1 protein-coding gene is annotated in these 17,950 nt (G+C 67.7%); it reads left to right on the top strand.

Going from position 1 to position 17,950, the window contains the following annotated elements:
- Positions 1-73 precede the first annotated feature (73 nt).
- The gene (locus RM1_RS08555; RefSeq protein ID WP_245816153.1) at positions 74-17,860 is read left to right on the top strand and encodes a non-ribosomal peptide synthase/polyketide synthase; all 17,787 of its coding nucleotides are present in this window, start codon (positions 74-76) and stop codon (positions 17,858-17,860) included.
- The last annotated feature ends 90 nt before the right edge of the window (positions 17,861-17,950 follow it).

The raw sequence follows: 17,950 nt of genomic DNA, 5'->3' as shown, positions 1-17,950 counted from the left end.
GGCTCATGGGCTCGGACTGACGGACTCAAGTGGTGTTTGGGACTCCGCGGCGTTCCGGAAAATGAGGTATCAGTTGAAGCCGAACATGCACGACGGGGCCGACAACGACGGCACGTATGCGCCTCGGGAACAACGCGACATCGACATCGAGGTCGGCCGAGTAGCAAGCGCGGGCGGTCAACTGGGCAGTGCAACCGACGCAGCGGACACCTTCCCGCTCTCTCCCGCGCAGCTCGGTATGTGGTATGCCCAGCACGTCGACCCGGACGTCCCGATCAACATCGCGCAGTACGTGGACCTGCGCGGACCGCTGGACCTGCAGATTCTCGACGATGCCAGCCATATCGGTTCTGCGGAGTTCGGCACCGGCTACCTGCGTCTGATGGAGCTCGACGGCACTCCGTATCAGGTCATCGACATGTCCATCGAGGATCACGTCGGATTCGTGGACTTCCGTGGCCACGGCGACCCAGTGGCGGCCGCACATGAGTGGATGCGCGCGGAGTTCAGCGCGCCCCTTGACCTGCTGACGGACCGGTTGATCTGCGCCACCATCCTGCGGATCGAGGACGAGCGCTACTTCTGGTACTCGCGGGTCCATCACATTGCCCTCGACGGCTTCGGTGCGATGGCCTACATGATGCGCGTGTCCGAGCTGTACACAGCGCTCCTGGAGGGGCGTGAACCCGCGCCGTCCAAGGCCTGCAGCCTGCGCAGTCTGTACGAGTCCGACCTCGCATACCGCGAGAGCTCCCGGTTCGCGGCCGACGGTGAGTACTGGGCGCAGCGGATCGCAGGAATGGAGGAGGGCACCAGCCTCAGCGGCCGGACCGCGGCGCCGGCCTCGCTGAACGGGGTGGCCAGCGCGGCCCTGTCCGATGATGTGTCGAGAAACCTCGTCGATGCTGTTGCGCAACAGAATTCGTCTCCGGCAGCAATGCTGATCGCGGCCTTTGCCGGCTTTCTGGCGCAGATGACAGATACCGAGGACGTCATCCTGAGCCTGCCGGTCACCGCCCGGACCACCGCGCCCATGCGCCACTCGGGTGGAATGCTCTCCAACGTGGTGCCCTTGCGGTTTCATGTCGGCAACGACACCACGGTTGCGGATCTGCTCAAGTCCGTGCAGATCGCAGTCTCGGGTGCGCTCCGACACCAGCGGTACCGGCATGAGGACATTCGGCGAGATTCCGCGTCCGGCAACATGCAGCGTGACCTGCTGGGACCTCTGGTCAACATCATGCTCTTCCACAGTGAGGTCAACCTCGGTCCGGTGACCGGCGAGTTCAACATCCTCTCCACCGGCACGGTGGAGGACATGGCGGTCAACTTCTATCAGAGCGTCGCCGGGACCCGGACCCACATCGACTTCGAGACCAACCCGAACCTGTACACCGAAGAGCTGGCGCAGGGCTACCACGCCAGGTTCCTGTCCTACTTCGATCAGTTCCTCGTCGCAGACCCGACCGACAGGGTGTGGGACCTGAACGTCACCACGGACGCCGAGCGGGAGTTGGTGGTGACCGGTTGGAACGCGACGGATCAGGTGATCGGCGATGACACGTTGGTGTCGTTGTTCGAAGCGCGGGTCGCGACGTCTCCGGACAGTGTGGCACTGTCGTTCGGAGGTGACTCTTTGTCGTACACCGAGTTCGATGTGCGGGTCAATCGCCTTGCGCGACATCTGATCACACTCGGCGTCGGGCCGGAGTCGTTGGTGGCGTTGGCCATGCGGCGATCGCTTGATCTGCTGGTCGGCATCTATGCGGTGGTGAAGGCCGGCGGCGCGTATGTTCCGGTCGACCCGGATCAGCCTGCGGATCGTATTGCCAACATCATCGAGACGGCGGCACCGGCGTGCGTGTTGTCCACCACGCGTGATGATTTCGAGATCCTGGGGGAGCGGTCTGTCCTATTGATCGACGCTCTGGACCTGTCGTCGGTCGATGGTGCACCGATCTCGGACGCCGATCGGATCTCTGCTCTCGGCCCGGACAACACGGCGTATGTGATCTTCACATCCGGGTCGACAGGTCGACCCAAGGGTGTGGCGGTCTCGCACGCAGCCATCGTGAACCGCCTGGTGTGGATGCAGGCCGAGTACGGCTTGACCTCCGACGATGTGGTGTTGCAGAAGACCCCGGTGACCTTCGATGTGTCTGTGTGGGAGTTGTTCTGGCCGTTGCAGGTCGGCGGGCGACTGGTGATCGCGGCCCCGGACGGCCATCGTGATCCGGCGTATCTGGCGACCGTGATCGCGGAGGAGTCGGTGACGACGGCGCATTTTGTGCCGTCGATGCTGGCGGTCTTCGTGGCGGAGCCCTCGGTGGTCGGCGCGACGTCGTTGCGTCAGCTGTTCGCGTCGGGTGAGGCATTGCCCGCACAGACGGCCGCGATCCTGCGGGAACAGCTTCCCGCGGTGCGGTTGCACAACCTGTACGGTCCGACGGAGGCCGCGGTTGACGTCACGTTCCACGAGGTGACCCCGGCAGACGTGACGAGCGTGCCGATTGGTGCGCCGGTATGGAACACCCAGGTGTTCGTGCTGGATTCGCGACTGCGTCCGGTGCCGGTGGGTGTTGCGGGAGAGCTGTACCTGGCCGGAGCGCAGTTGGCTCGTGGATATGTCGGTCGTGCCGACCTGACGGCGGACAGGTTCGTTGCCAGTCCGTTCGGGGCCCCTGGCGCGCGGATGTACCGCACGGGCGACTTGGTGACCTGGACGGCGACGGGCGAGTTGGAGTACATCGGCCGCACGGACTTCCAGGTCAAGCTGCGCGGGCTACGGATCGAGCTCGGTGAGATCGAGTCTGCGATGTTGACGGACGAGCGGGTCGCGCAGTCGGTGGCCATGGTGCGGAGCGATCTGCACTCCGGCGAGCAGCTCGTCGGCTACGTCGTCCCCGTCGAGGGCGCCGCGGTCGACGTCGATGAACTGAAGGCCATGGTCGGCCGGTCGCTGCCTGCGTACATGGTTCCTGCCGTCGTCGTGGTGCTCGAGGCTTTCCCTGTCAACGCGAGTGGCAAGCTCGACCGCAGGGCGCTGCCCACGCCGATCTTCGTCTCGGGACGCGCGGCCTTCAGGGCGCCGCGCACGCCAACCGAAGAGATCGTCGCCGGGATCTTCGCGGACGTGCTGCACGTGCCGCAGGTCGGGATCGACGACAGCTTCTTCGAACTCGGTGGAGACTCGCTGGTCGCCAACCAGGTGGTGTCGCGGATCGGCGCAGCCTTCGGCATCCGGCTCGGCGTTCGGGCGCTCTTCGAGGCTCCCACCGTCGCCGGAATCGCCGTTCGCGCGGAATCATTCACGGGTGTGGCTGATTCACGCCCGCAGTTGATCGCGCGTCCGCGACCCGACTTCGTTCCGTTGTCGCCGGCGCAACAGCGGATGTGGTTCCTGAACCAGTACGACACGGCGGCAGCGACCTACAACCTGCCCTTTGTGGTTCGGCTGTCGGGAGCAGTGGACCCGGGAGCCCTGGCCGCGGCCCTCACAGACGTGGTGGAGCGGCACGAATCCCTCCGCACGGTGTTTCCGGACTCGGACACCGGCGCGCATCAGGTGGTGATCCCGAGCAGCGAGATCGACCTCGGAGCCGACGCTGACCGGTTCACCGAGCCCACCACCGAGGCGGAGCTGCCGCAGCGTCTCGCCGATTTCGCCGGGGCCGGTTTCGACGTCACGAACGAGATCCCGATTCGGATCAGGGTCTTCGCACTGGGTAAACAGGAACTCGCGGTCGCGATGGTCCTGCACCATATCGCCGCGGACGGGATGTCGTGGGCGGTCCTGGCGCGTGACGTGATGGTGGCGTACACGGCCCGGTCCGAGGGAATTGCCCCGGCCTGGTCGCCGCTGACGGCACAGTACGCGGACTACAGCCTGTGGCAGCGTGAGCTGCTCGGCTCCGAGGACGACCCGGAATCGTTGTCCGCAAGGCAGATCGAGTACTGGAAGAATGCCCTGGCGGGTGTACCCGACCAGCTGGATCTGCCATCGGACCGCCCGCGCCCTGCGATCCAGTCCTTCGAAGGCGGTCGGTTGGCCTTCGAGATTCCCGCCAACACCTACGAGTTGCTTGTCGGATACGCACGCGCGCAGGGTGTGACGCCGTTCATGGTGACGCACGCCGCGTTGGCGGTGCTGCTGTCCCGACTGAGCGGTACAACCGACATTGCGGTGGGCACGGTCGTCGCCGGCCGTGGGGAGCAGGCTCTCGACAACCTGGTCGGCATGTTCGTCAACACTCTCGTGTTGCGCACCCAGGTGGACCCGAACGCGTCCTTCGCCGACCTGCTGAGCCGGGTGCGGGAGGACGACCTCGCGGCGTTCGGCCACGCCGACGTCCCGTTCGAGCGACTGGTGCAGGTGCTCAACCCGGCGCGATCGACCGCCCGCCATCCGTTGTTCCAGGTGGTGCTGTCATTCGAGAACATGGACAGGGCCGAGGTAGAACTGCCGGGTCTGACAGTGTCGGCGGACGAGGTCAGGGTCGACGTGTCCAAGTTCGACCTGCAGCTCACAATCTCCGACCGGCCGGGGGCCATCGGCGCGCGCGAGAATGTGGCCGCCGAATTCATCTACGCAAAGGACCTTTTCGACGAGTCCACGGTGAACGGCTTTGCCGAGCGCTTCGTCAGGATCCTGGACGCAGTCGTGGCGACGCCGGGCGTCCCGGTCGGTGACGTCGAGATTCTCGACCCGAGCGAGCGGGCCGATCTGTCCGACAGGTGGGGCGGAGCCATGCCGTCCGTGCCGTCGGCGCCGCCGACGCCGCAGACGATGGCAGAGATCTTCGTTGCAGGGGCGTCTCTCGATCCCGATGCGATTGCCCTGGTCGGTGCGGGTGGTCGGGAGCTGACCTACCGCGAGCTCGACGAGCGTTCCTCGCGTCTGGCCCGGGTCCTGATCGCAGAGGGTGCTGGACCGGAATGCACTGTAGCCGTGGCAATTCCGCGTTCGATCGAGTCGGTGCTGGTGGTATGGGCAGTCGCGAAGACCGGAGCTGCGTTCGTGCCCGTCGACCCGAAGTACCCCGCCGAACGCGTTGCGCACATGGTGTCCGACAGCGGTGCGGTCATCGGTGTCACGGTGGCGGATTTCGTCGACCGGCTGCCGACCGACCTGCGCTGGCTGGCGATCGAGGGCGCCGAGGTGATCGGGCGATGCGCGGCAGTCTCCGCGGCGCCGGTGTCCGATGCCGACCGGATCGCACCGCTCCGGATCGCGCATCCCGCCTACGTCATCTACACCTCGGGTTCGACGGGTAGGCCGAAGGGCGTCGTGGTCACCCACGCCGGCCTGGCGAACGCAGTCGAGCACCAGAGGCTCCACTATCGGCTGGCGCCCGGATCGCGTTCGTTGCACGTGGCCTCGCCGAGTTTCGATGTCGCGGTGTACGAGGCGCTGATGGCGTTCGGGTCGGGCGCCACCATGGTGATCGTGCCCTCCGACGTGTTCGGTGGAGTGGAACTGGCGGATCTGCTGCGCGAGCGGCGGGTCACCCACGCCATCATCACGCCGGGCGCACTCGCGACGATGGACCCGACCGGGCTCGACGACCTCGCGACGCTGATGGTCGCCGGTGAGGCGTGCCCGCCCGAGTTGATGGCCAGGTGGTCGGCAGACAGGCGTTTCATCAATGCCTACGGCCCGACGGAGTCGACCGTCCTTGCCACCAGCACCGACGTGTTGACCGCAGGCATGCTGGTCACGATCGGCGGGCCGGTCGCCGGCCTCGGTTCGCTTGTGCTCGACCGGCGGCTGCACCCGGTGCCGGCCGGTGTGGTCGGCGAGCTGTACGTGGTGGGTGCCGGGCTGGCCCGGGCCTACCGGGGCCGTCCGGATCTGACCGCCGATCGATTCGTGGCCGATCCGTTCGGGGAACCGGGGCAGCGGATGTACCGTACCGGCGACCTCGCGCGCTGGACCGCGGATCGCGAGATCGAGTACCTGGGCCGGACGGACTTCCAGGTGAAGGTCCGAGGCTTCCGCATCGAGCTCGGTGAAATCGACGCGGTACTCGCGGCGCAACCCGGGGTCGACTTCGCGGTGACGATCGGGCACCAGGGTGCCGGGGGTGTCACCTCACTGGTGTCGTACCTGCACGGGGCGGACGGCGCAGAACTGGACCCTGCGGTGATCAGGGAGTCCGCCGCGAAGCTCCTGCCGGCACACATGGTGCCCTCGTCGATCATGGTCATCGACGCCGTTCCGCTCACTCCGGTCGGCAAGCTGGATCGAAAGGCGTTGCCGGAACCTGTTTTCGAGGCTCGTTCCTATCGCGGCCCATCGACACAGCATGAGTCGATCGTCGCCGAGGTGTTCGCCGAGGTGCTCGGCCTCGACCGAGTGGGTATCGACGACGACTTCTTCGAGCTCGGTGGCAACTCGCTGATCGGCACCCAGGTCACCGCCCGACTGGGGGCGGCACTCGATGCAACCGTCCCGGTGCGGGTTCTCTTCGAGGCGCCTACTGTCGCCGCCCTCGCGGCGCGGCTCGAGTCGTACACCGGACCTCGTCGTGCGGCGTTGGTTGCGGGGGTACGCCCCGAGCGGATCCCGCTCTCACCGGCGCAGCAACGCATGTGGTTCCTCAACCGCTTCGATCCGGAGTCGGTGACCTACAACCTGCCGCTGGCGATCGCCCTGTCGGGTGAGCTGGATGTGGATGCGCTGGAACGAGCAGTCGCCGACGTGATCGATCGTCACGAGGCGCTGCGAACGGTGTTCCCGGACACCGAGTCCGGCGCACAGCAGGTCGTGCTTCCCGTCAACAAGGTGGCACCGGTCCTCGCTCCCGTCGTCGTGACGCAATCGGATCTGGTGGGCAAGCTCGTCGAGTTCTTCTCCACGGGTTTCGACGTGACCGAGCAGGCACCCCTGAGGGTGTCGCTGCTGAGGACGTCTGACACCGAGTTCGTGCTGGCGATGGTGGTGCACCACATCAGCGCCGACGGCTGGTCGATGGCCCCGATGGCGCGCGACGTGATGGTCGCGTACGCGGCGCGTGCCGCGGGTACGGCGCCGGCATGGGCACCGTTGCCGGTGCAGTATGCGGACTACGCGCTGTGGCAGCGTGAACTGCTCGGGTCCGAGGAGGATCCGGAGTCGGTGGCCGCCGTCCAGCTCTCCTATTGGACGCGGACTCTCGCCGGGCTGCCGGACCAGCTGGACCTGCCGAGCGATCGGCAGCGTCCGGTGGCCGCGTCCTACCGCGGTGCGATGCATCGCTTTGATATCGATGCTGACTTGCACCGCGCACTCGGCGAACTGGCCCGCGCGCAGGGCGCCACCTTGTTCATGGTCGTGCACGCAGCGCTGTCGGTACTGCTCGCACGACTGTCGGGCACTTCGGACATCGCGATCGGTGCGCCGGTCGCGGGCCGTGGCGAGGCCGCGCTGGACGACCTGGTCGGCATGTTCGTCAACACGCTGGTGCTCCGCACCGAGGTGGACACGGCTCGCTCGTTCACCGAGATCCTCTCGCGGGCGCGGGAAACCGATGTGGCTGCGTTCGGGAACGCGGACGTGCCGTTCGAGCGTTTGGTGGAGGTGCTCAGTCCGGCCCGCTCGCAGGCACGGCACCCGCTGTTCCAGGTGGTCCTCTCCCTGCAGAACCAGGCCCGCACGGAACTGGAACTGCCGGGCCTCAACATTCACGCGCTCGAGTACGACGAGCAGATCTCCAAGTTCGACCTGCAGCTGAACCTGACCGAGTCGACCGGCGACGATTCCGGGGCGGCCGGTCTGGCCGCCGAGCTGACCTACGCGACCGATCTGTTCGACGCGGAGACGATTCGCGAGTTCGAGCGCCGCTTCGTCGGGATCCTCACCGCGATCGTGGCCGATCCGGCTGCGCCCGTGGGCGACATCGACCTGCTCGGTGCGACCGAGCGTGAATGCGTTCTGTCGCAGTGGAACTCGTCCGGTGTCGACTCTGGTGTCGAGCGGACGCTGGTGGCAGGGTTCGAGGCGGTCGCGGCCCGCCGGGCCGACTCGGTCGCGGTTCGGTTCGAGGGCGTGTCGCTGACCTACCGGGAGCTCGACGAGCGGGCGAACCGCCTGGCCCGGGTACTGATCGAGGCGGGGGTGGGGCCGGAGTCGCTGGTGGCGGTGGCGCTGCCGCGATCCGCTGACCTGGTGGTTGCGCTGCTGGCGGTGCTCAAGGCGGGCGGTGGGTACCTCCCCGTCGATCCGACCTATCCGGCGGATCGCATCGAGTACATGCTGGCCGATGCGGCGCCGGTGTGTGTGCTGACCTGGACCGGTCGCGAGATGGGGCTGCCCTCCGCGCTGCCGGTGATCGAGCTGGACGTCGTGGCCCTGGACGCGGTCTCGGCCGCGGCGATCTCGGATCCGGACCGCCGTTCTCCGCTGCGGCCGGACAATGTCGCGTACGTGATCTACACGTCGGGGTCGACGGGTCGTCCGAAGGGTGTGCAGGTTCCGCACCGGACCGTGACGCGGTTGATGTCGAACACCGAGGACCGGTTCGGTTTCGACGAGTCCGATGTATGGACGATGTTCCACTCGTATGCGTTCGACTTCTCGGTGTGGGAGCTGTGGGGTCCGTTGCTGTACGGCGGCACGTTGGTGGTCGTCGACTACTTCACGTCGCGTTCGCCGGAGCAGTTCCTGGAGCTGCTGGCGCGGGAGCGGGTGACGGTGCTCAACCAGACGCCGTCGGCGTTCTACCAGTTGGCGGAGGCGGATCGGCAGTCCGGGGCGGAGCTGTCTCTGCGGTATGTGGTCTTCGGTGGTGAGGCGCTCGAGCTGCGTCGCCTGAGCGACTGGTACGACCGGCATCCGGACACCGCTCCGACGTTGGTGAACATGTACGGCATCACCGAGACGACGGTGCACGTGTCGTATCGCGAGATCGACGCGGTGATGGCGGCGTCGGCGTCGGCATCGGTGGTCGGTCAGGCGATCGCGGGGTTGCGCGTCTACGTTCTCGACGAGCGACTCAGCCCTGTCCCGGTCGGCGTTCCCGGCGAGATGTACGTCGCGGGTGTGCAGTTGTCGCGTGGCTACCTCGGTCAGCCGGCGCTCTCGGCGTCGCGGTTCGTGGCCGATCCGTTCGGAGTGGACGGTTCGAGGCTGTACCGCTCGGGCGACCTCGCCCGTTGGAACCGCAACGGGGACCTCGAGTACCTAGGCCGCGCGGACGATCAGGTCAAGGTTCGCGGTTTCCGCATCGAGCTCGGCGAGATCGAGTCGGCGCTCCTGGCTCAGGATTCGGTCGCGCAGGTCGCCGTGATCGTCCGCGAGGATGTTCCTGGCAGCGCGCGTCTGGTGGCGTACCTGGTGCTCGCTGCCGGTGTCACGGTGGACGTTCCCGGTGTGCGCGAGGGCGCGGCTGCGGTGCTGCCGGAGTACATGGTGCCGTCCGCGTTCGTGGTCGTCGACGAGATCCCGCTGACGGCCAATGGCAAGCTGGATCGGCGGGCGTTGCCCGCTCCCGCCGTCGAGGTCCGCGAGTTCCGTGCACCGGAGTCCGCGATCGAGGGTGTCGTGGCGGGCGTGTTCGCCGAGGTGCTCGGTCTCGAACGGGTCGGTCTCGACGACGACTTCTTCGAGCTCGGCGGCAACTCGCTGATCGCCGCGCAGGTGGCGGCACGGATCGGTGCGGCGCTCGACACCCGCGTCCCGGTGCGGATCCTGTTCGAGTCGTCGACCGTCGTCGCGCTCGCGGCCGCTGTCGGTGCGCTCGAAGGTGAGGGCGGGCGCGTGGCGCTCGTCGCCGGACCGCGCCCCGAGCGGATCCCGCTCTCCCCTGCGCAGTCGCGGATGTGGTTCCTGAACCAGTTCGACACCGAGTCGGCGATGAACAACATACCGATCGCGGTGCGCCTGACCGGTTCGGTCGATCTCGAGGCGTTGCGTGCGGCGGTCGCGGACCTGCTCGACCGCCACGAGGTCCTGTGCACGGTGTACCCGGACACTGCCGACGGCCCGGTCCAGGTGATCGTCCCTGTCGCGCAGGCGATGCCCGACCTGACGCCCGTCGCGGCGAACGAGAGTGAGATGTTCGAGGCGCTCGTCCGGGAAGCGGCGACCGGGTTCGACGTGACCGATCAGGTCCCGCTGCGAGTGACGCTTCTGCAGACCTCGGTTACCGAGTTCGTGCTCGTGTTCGTCGTGCACCACATCAGTGCTGACGGCTGGTCGATGAGTCCGCTGGTGCGGGACGTGATGACCGCGTACGCCGCGCGCGCCGCGGGTGTGGCGCCGGCGTGGTCACCGTTGCCGGTGCAGTACGTGGATTACGCGCTGTGGCAGCGCGAGGTGCTCGGGTCCGAGGAGGACCCGCAGTCGTTGGTGTCCACGCAGTTGCGGTACTGGGCGGACGCGCTGGCCGGATTGCCCGACCAGCTGGACCTGCCGAGCGACCGCACGCGCCCGGCCGTTGCGTCGTATCGCGGTGCAGCGCACCGTTTCACGATCGATGCCGACCTGCATCGCGACCTGAGCGGTCTGGCCCGCACGCAGGGGGCCACCCTGTTCATGGTCGTGCATGCGGCCCTGTCGGTGTTGCTGGCGCGGTTGTCGGGCACCTCCGATATCGCGATCGGTGCGCCGGTCGCGGGGCGTGGTGAAGCCGCGCTCGACGATCTGGTCGGCATGTTCGTCGGCACGTTGGTCCTGCGCACCGAGGTCGATTCCGGTTCGAGCTTCGAGGAGATCCTCGGACAGACCCGGTCGGTCGATGTCGCGGCCTTCGCCAACACGGACGTGCCGTTCGAGCGGCTCGTGGAGGTCCTCAGTCCGGCCCGTTCGCAGGCGCGGCACCCGCTGTTCCAGGTGGCACTGACTTTCCAGAACATGGACGTGCCGACGCTCGAACTGCCCGGGCTGACCGTGAGCGGCGTCGAGATCGATGCCCGCGTCGCGAAGTTCGATCTCCAGGTGACGATGTCGGAGACCTTCGCCGACGACGGTGCACCGACGGGGATGTCTGCCGAGCTCACCTATGCCACCGACCTCTTCGACGATGCGACGATGCACGCATTCGCGAAGCGACTCGTGCAAGTGCTCGGCGCGGTCTCCGCTGACCCGAGCAGCGCAGTCGGGGACATCGATCTGGTGTCGTCCGATGAGCGTCGCAACCTACTCGAGGTGTGGCCCGCGGCAGGCCCTGATGCCGGTGTCGACGCCACGCTGATCGAACGATTCTCAGTGGCGGCGGTGAGCTTCCCCGATCGGGTCGCGGTGCGCTTCGGTGCGGACGGTCTCACCTATCGCGAGCTCGACGAACGCACGAACCGGTTGGCACGCAGGCTGATCGCGGCGGGCGTCGGTCCTGAGACCCTTGCCGCCGTGGCGTTGCCGCGCTCGCTGGACCTGGTGGTCGCGCTGCTGGCGGTGCTCAAGGCCGGCGGTGGGTACCTGCCCGTCGATCCGACGTATCCGGCGGATCGCATCGAGTACATGCTCTCCGACGCCGCTCCGGTGTGCGTGGTGACCTGGACCGGCCGCGAGATCGCCCTGCCCACCGGGCTTCCGGTGATCGAGCTGGACACGCTGGACCTGTCCGGGGGCTCGGCGGCGCCGGTCGCCGATTCCGAGCGGTTGGCCCCGCTGCGGCCGGGCAATGTCGCGTACGTGATCTACACGTCGGGGTCGACGGGTCGTCCGAAGGGCGTGCAGGTTCCGCACCGCACCGTTACGCGGTTGATGCGGAACACCGAGCGGCGGTTCGGTTTCGACGAGTCGGACGTGTGGACGATGTTCCACTCGTATGCGTTCGACTTCTCGGTGTGGGAGCTGTGGGGTCCGCTGCTGTACGGCGGCACGCTGGTGGTCGTCGACTACTACACCTCGCGTTCGCCGGAGCAGTTCCTGGAGCTGCTGGCGCGGGAGCGGGTGACGGTGCTCAACCAGACGCCGTCGGCGTTCTACCAGTTGGCGGAGGCGGATCGGCAGGCGCCTGCGGAGCTGTCACTGCGGTATGTGGTCTTCGGTGGTGAGGCCCTCGAGCTGCGTCGCCTGAGCGACTGGTACGACCGGCATCCGGACACCGCTCCGACGTTGGTGAACATGTACGGCATCACCGAGACGACGGTGCACGTGTCGTACCGGGAGATCGACGCGCAGACGGCCGCCGCGGCTTCGGCGAGCATCGTCGGCCAGGCGATCGACGGTCTCCGGGTCTACGTGCTCGACGGCCGGCTGCAGCCGGCGCCGGTCGGCGTCCCTGGCGAGATGTACGTCGCGGGTGTGCAATTGGCGCGCGGCTACCTCGGGCAGCCGGCGCTGAGTTCGGCGCGCTTCGTGGCGAACCCGTTCGATGCCGACGGATCTGCGCTCTACCGCTCGGGTGACCTCGCCCGCTGGAACGCGTCCGGCGAGCTCGAGTACCTCGGTCGTGCCGACGACCAGGTGAAGGTTCGCGGCTTCCGCATCGAGCTCGGTGAGATCGAGGCGGCCGTGCTGGCGCAGGAGTCGGTGGGTCAGGCCGCGGTGATCGTCCGCGAGGACACTCCCGGCAACCCCACGCTCGTCGCCTACGTCGTGCCGAGCGGCTCCGGCCTGGACGTCTCCGCGGTGCGGGACGGTGCCGCGACGGCGCTGCCGGAGTACATGGTGCCGTCCGCGTTCGTGGTGCTCGACGAGATCCCGCTGACGGCGAACGGCAAGCTGGACCGAAAGGCATTGCCTGCGCCTGTTTTCGAGGTGCGAGAGTACCGCGCCCCGTCGACGCCCGCCGAGGAGATCGTGGCAGGCGTGTTCGCCGAGGTGCTCGGTCTCGAGCGGGTCGGTCTCGACGACGACTTCTTCGAGCTCGGCGGCAACTCGCTGATCGCCGCGCAGGTGGTCGCCCGGATCGGTGTGGCGCTCGACACCCGCGTCCCGGTGCGGACGCTGTTCGAGTCGTCGACCGTGGCCGCCGTCGCCTCGGCAGTCGGCGCTCTCGCGGGCACCGGTGCCCGTCCCGCGCTGGTCGCGCAGGACCGGCCGGAGCGGATTCCGCTGTCCCTGGCCCAGCAACGGATGTGGTTCCTCAACCGCTTCGACAGCAGTTCGAGCGCGTACAACATCCCGATGGCGATCAGGCTCACCGGTGAACTCGATCGCCACGCGCTGGAGTCCGCGCTGGCCGATGTCATCGCGCGGCACGAGTCGCTGCGCACGCGCTACCCCGAGACCGGCGACGGTCCGTTCCAGCTCATCGAGGCCCCTGGCGCGGTGAGGCGCGAGCTGGATCCGGTTCTTGTGGGTGCCGATGAGCTGCCACAGCGACTGTTCGAGTTCGCGACCACGCAGTTCGACGTCACGGTCGAGGTGCCGCTGCGGGTGTGCCTGTTCGAGATCGACGGCGCGGGAGTGGAGTCTGCGGAACGACTGGCGACCGGTGAGTTCGTGCTCGCGTTCGTGGTCCACCACATCGCCGCCGACGGTTCGTCGATCACGCCCTTTGTCCGCGACGTGATGACCGCCTATTCCGCCCGCCTGGCCGGGGGTGACCCGGAGTGGTCGGAACTGTCCGTGCAGTACGCGGACTACGCGCTGTGGCAGCGTGACGTGCTCGGTTCCGAGGAGGACCCGACCTCGGTCGCCGGCCAGCAGCTCGACTTCTGGCGGCGAACCCTAGCAGGGCTTCCCGACCAGCTGGACCTGCCGAGCGACCGTCCTCGCCCTGCGGTGCGTTCGAACCAGGGTGGGCGGGTGGCCTTCGAGCTCGACGCTCGCCTGCATCGTGGCTTGGCGAGTGTGGCCCGCAGTCAGGGTGCGACGCTGTTCATGGCCACCCATACCGCGCTCGCGGTGCTGTTGGCCCGACTGTCCGGGACCGACGACATCTCGGTCGGCACCCCGATCGCAGGTCGCGGTGAGGCCGCGATGGACGACCTGATCGGCATGTTCGTCAACACGCTGGTCTTCCGCACCCACGTCGACGGATCGAAGACCTTCGCCGAGCTGGTGTCGGCGGTACGCGAGTCGGATCTAGCGGCATTCGGCCACGCCGACGTGCCGTTCGAGCGCCTCGTCGAGGTCCTCAACCCCACCCGGTCCACGGCGCGGCATCCGCTGTTCCAGGTCGGCTTCTCGTTCCAGAACGTGGCCAAGAAGAGTCTCGAACTGCCCGGCCTCAGCGTGTCGGCGCTCGAGATCGACAACCAGATCACGCAGTTCGACCTGCAGTTGTTCCTCACCGAGCGCTTCGACTCCGACGGTGCACCGGTCGGCGTGGACGCGATGTTCCACTACGCGACGGACCTGTTCGACCAGGCATCGGTGGAGCGGTTCGCCGAGCGATTCGTGCGGATCGTCGAGGCTGCGGTGGCCGACCCCGACGTGACGGTCGGCGACCTCGAGCTCCTCGACGCCGCCGAGCGGGAGCGTCTGCTGGAGCGGTGGAACGACACCGGCGAGCAGGTCGCCGACCTGACCCTGGCCGATCTGTTCGACGCGCAGGTCGCGGCCACCCCGAGCGCACCGGCGCTGTGGTTCGAGGGCTCCGAACTGTGCTACCGCGACTTCGGCTCGCGAGTGAACCGGTTGGCGCGCAGGCTGATCGAGCTGGGTGTCGGGTCCGAGTCGTTGGTGGCGCTGGCCATGCGGCGCTCGACCGACCTGGTCGTCGGCATGTACGCGGTCGTCGCCGCGGGCGGCGCCTACGTCCCGATCGACCCCGACCACCCCGCCGAGCGGATCGGCCACATCCTCGAGACCGCGGCACCGGTGTGCGTGCTGTCCACCGCGCGAGACGATTTCGACGGAGCAGGGGACAGGTCTGTCCTCCTCCTGGACCAGGAGGACCTCTCCCGCTACCCGGACACCGCCGTCACGGATGCGGACCGGATTCGTCCGTTGCGTCCCGAGCACCCGGCGTACGTGATCTTCACGTCCGGTTCGACGGGCCGGCCAAAGGGCGTGGCCGTGAGCCATTCCGCGATCGTCAACCAGCTGCTCTGGATGCGGGCGGAATTCGGGCTCGACGGATCGGACGCGGCCCTGCTCAAGACCGCCGCCACCTTCGACCTGTCGGTGTGGGAGTTCTGGACTCCTGTCGTCTCGGGTGGCCGCCTGGTCATCGCGAAGCCCGGCGGGCACCAGGACCCCGACTACCTCCTCGACCTGATCCGGACCCAGGCCGTCACCACCCTCCACGCGGTGCCGTCGATGGTGTCGATGCTCTCGACTGCAGCGGCGGGTGGCGCGCTGTCCGATTCGTTGCGGCGCGTGCTCGCGATCGGTGAGGCGCTGCCCGCGGCGACCGCCCAGTCGTTCCGCGCGGCCAACGCCGCACGACTGTTCAACCTGTACGGGCCGACGGAGGCAGCGGTCTCGGTCACCTCGCACGAGGTCACCGATCTCGACACCGCATCGGTGCCGATCGGTACCCCGGAATGGAACACCCGCGTCTACGTGCTCGACGCCCGGCTCAACCCGGTGCCAGCCGGGGTGGGCGGCGAGCTATACCTCGCAGGTGCCCAGCTCGCTCGCGGCTACCACGGGCGTGTCGATCTGACCGCGGACCGGTTCGTTGCAGATCCGTTCGGTCCGGCGGGCGAGCGCATGTACCGCACCGGTGACCTGGTGGCATGGCGCGCGGACGGCGAGCTCGAGTACCTCGAGCGCAGCGACTTCCAGGTCAAGGTCCGCGGCTTCCGGATCGAGCTCGGCGAGATCGAGGCCGCGCTGGCACGCGAGGAGTCCGTCGCGGCGGTGGTCGTGACGGCTCGTTCGGATGAGCGCACCGGCGAGCGGCTGGTCGCCTACCTGGTGCCTGCGGTGGACACCGATATCGACGTGGCGCGGCTGAAGGCAGCCGCAGCGGCGGTGTTGCCGAGCTACATGGTGCCCTCGGCCTTCGTGGTTCTCGAGGCGCTACCGCTGAACATCAACGGCAAGATCGACCGCAAGGCCCTTCCGGATCCGGAGTTCGGGGCGGCGGAGTTCCGAGCTCCGGCCACCGTCGTCGAGCAGTTGGTGGCGGACATCATCGCGGGCGTGCTGGGGGCCGAGCAGGTCGGTCTGGACGACGACTTCTTCGCGCTCGGGGGCAACTCGCTGGTGGCGACTCAGGTCGCTGCCCGGCTGGGGGCGGCGCTGGACACCCAGGTGCCGGTGCTGTGGCTGTTCGATACGCCGACGATCGGTGAGCTCGCGGTGCGTGTCGAGGCGCACGCAGGCTCCGGCGGTCGACTGGCGTTGGTCGCGGCGGAACGGCCGGCGCGGATACCGCTGTCGCTGGCGCAGCAACGGATGTGGGTGCTCAACCAGATGGCCCCGGATTCAGCCGCGTACAACATTCCGGGCGCAATCAGGTTGTCGGGTCTGTTGGACGTGCCCGCGCTTGAGGCCGCGGTGCTCGACGTGCTCGAGCGGCACGAGGTGTTGCGGACGATGTATCCGGACACAGCCGACGGTCCCGTCCAGGCGATCGTCCCGCTCGAGGAGATGGCGCCGAGCCTCGCGCCGGTTCAGGTGACCGAGCAGGCCATGGGCGAGGCGCTCGCGGAAATGGTCGGAACCGGCTTTGACGTCACCGAGTCCGTGCCGGTCCGGGCCGCCCTGTTCGAGCTGGCCCCGACCGAGTACGTCTTCGTGGTTGTGGTTCACCACATCAGCGCGGACGGCTTCTCGATGGGTCCGCTCACCCGGGACGTGATGATCGCCTACTCCTCGCGGGTCGACGGGCAGGTTCCGTCGTGGTCGCCGCTGCCGGTGCAGTATGCCGACTACAGCCTCTGGCAGCGTGAGCTGCTCGGATCCGAGGACGACCCGGAGAGCCTGATCGCGCGTCAGCTGGCGTACTGGACGGACGAACTCGCGGGGGTCCCGGAGCAACTCGAACTGCCGGCCGATCGGCCGCGTCCCGCTCGCCAGTCGATGAGGGGCGGCTCGTTCGATTTCGTGGTCGGGTCGGACGTCACCGATCGTCTGAGCCGGATCGCCCGGGACAACAACGCGACGATGTTCATGGTGATCCACAGCGCCTTCGCGGTGCTGATGTCGCGGATGAGTGGATCGACCGACATCGCGATCGGCACCCCTGTCGCGGGCCGGGGTGAGCAGGTGCTCGACGAACTGATCGGTATGTTCGTCAACACGGTCGTGCTGCGCACCCAGGTCAGTTCGGGGAGCACGTTCGAGGAGCTGCTCGGGCAGGCACGGAGCAAGGACTTGGCCGCCTTCGGCCACGCCGACGTGCCGTTCGAGCGGCTGGTCGATGTGGTGGGGTGCCAGCGCTCGGCCGCATACACCCCGTTGTTCCAGGTCATGTTCGCCTTCCAGAACATGACGACCCGTTCGCTGCAGTTGCCGGGTCTCGAGGTCTCCGCGTTCGACGACGGATTCGATCAGGCCAAGTTCGATCTGCAGTTGACAGGTATGGAGCAGTTCGACGATCTCGGCAGGCTCGCGGAGATCCAGATGAGGTTCACGTACGCGGCGGACCTGTTCGATCCGGAGACGATCAAGCTCTTCGCGGGTCGGTTCGCCCGGATCCTGGAGGCCATCGCCGAGGACCCGGCCGTGGTGCTGCGGTCCATCGACATCCTCACCGATCAGGAGCGCTCGCGGTTCGCGCCGAAGCCGGCGTTGACCGTGCGTGATCTTCCGGATCTCGTCGCCGCAGCCGCGGCCGCGGAGCCGGATGCGATCGCGCTGTCCCACGATGGTCGGGATGTCACCTACGGCCAGCTCGGCACGAAACTGGTGGCGGTCTCCAAGTCGATGGGATCGGCCCTCAAACCGGAGGCGTTGGTGACCGTCTCACTGTCGGGATTGCTGCCGGGTATCCTCCCGGCGCTCGGCGCGGAGGGGCACGCGAGGGCATTGGAATCGCTGATCAGCGCCTCTCGATCAATTGTGGAGAAAGCACAGTCCGACCGTCCGGCGTGACCCTATAGTTCTGGCGGACGACGCCGGACGGTGACGGATTTGTGTTGTGAATTTGCCCCGGAACGGTCCGGGTCCGGGGCGCAGTGTGGT

Source organism: Rhodococcus maanshanensis NBRC 100610 (genome assembly GCF_001894865.1).
GTDB classification, from domain to species: domain Bacteria; phylum Actinomycetota; class Actinomycetes; order Mycobacteriales; family Mycobacteriaceae; genus Rhodococcus_G; species Rhodococcus_G maanshanensis.
This window is presented reverse-complemented; position numbering and strand designations above follow the sequence as displayed.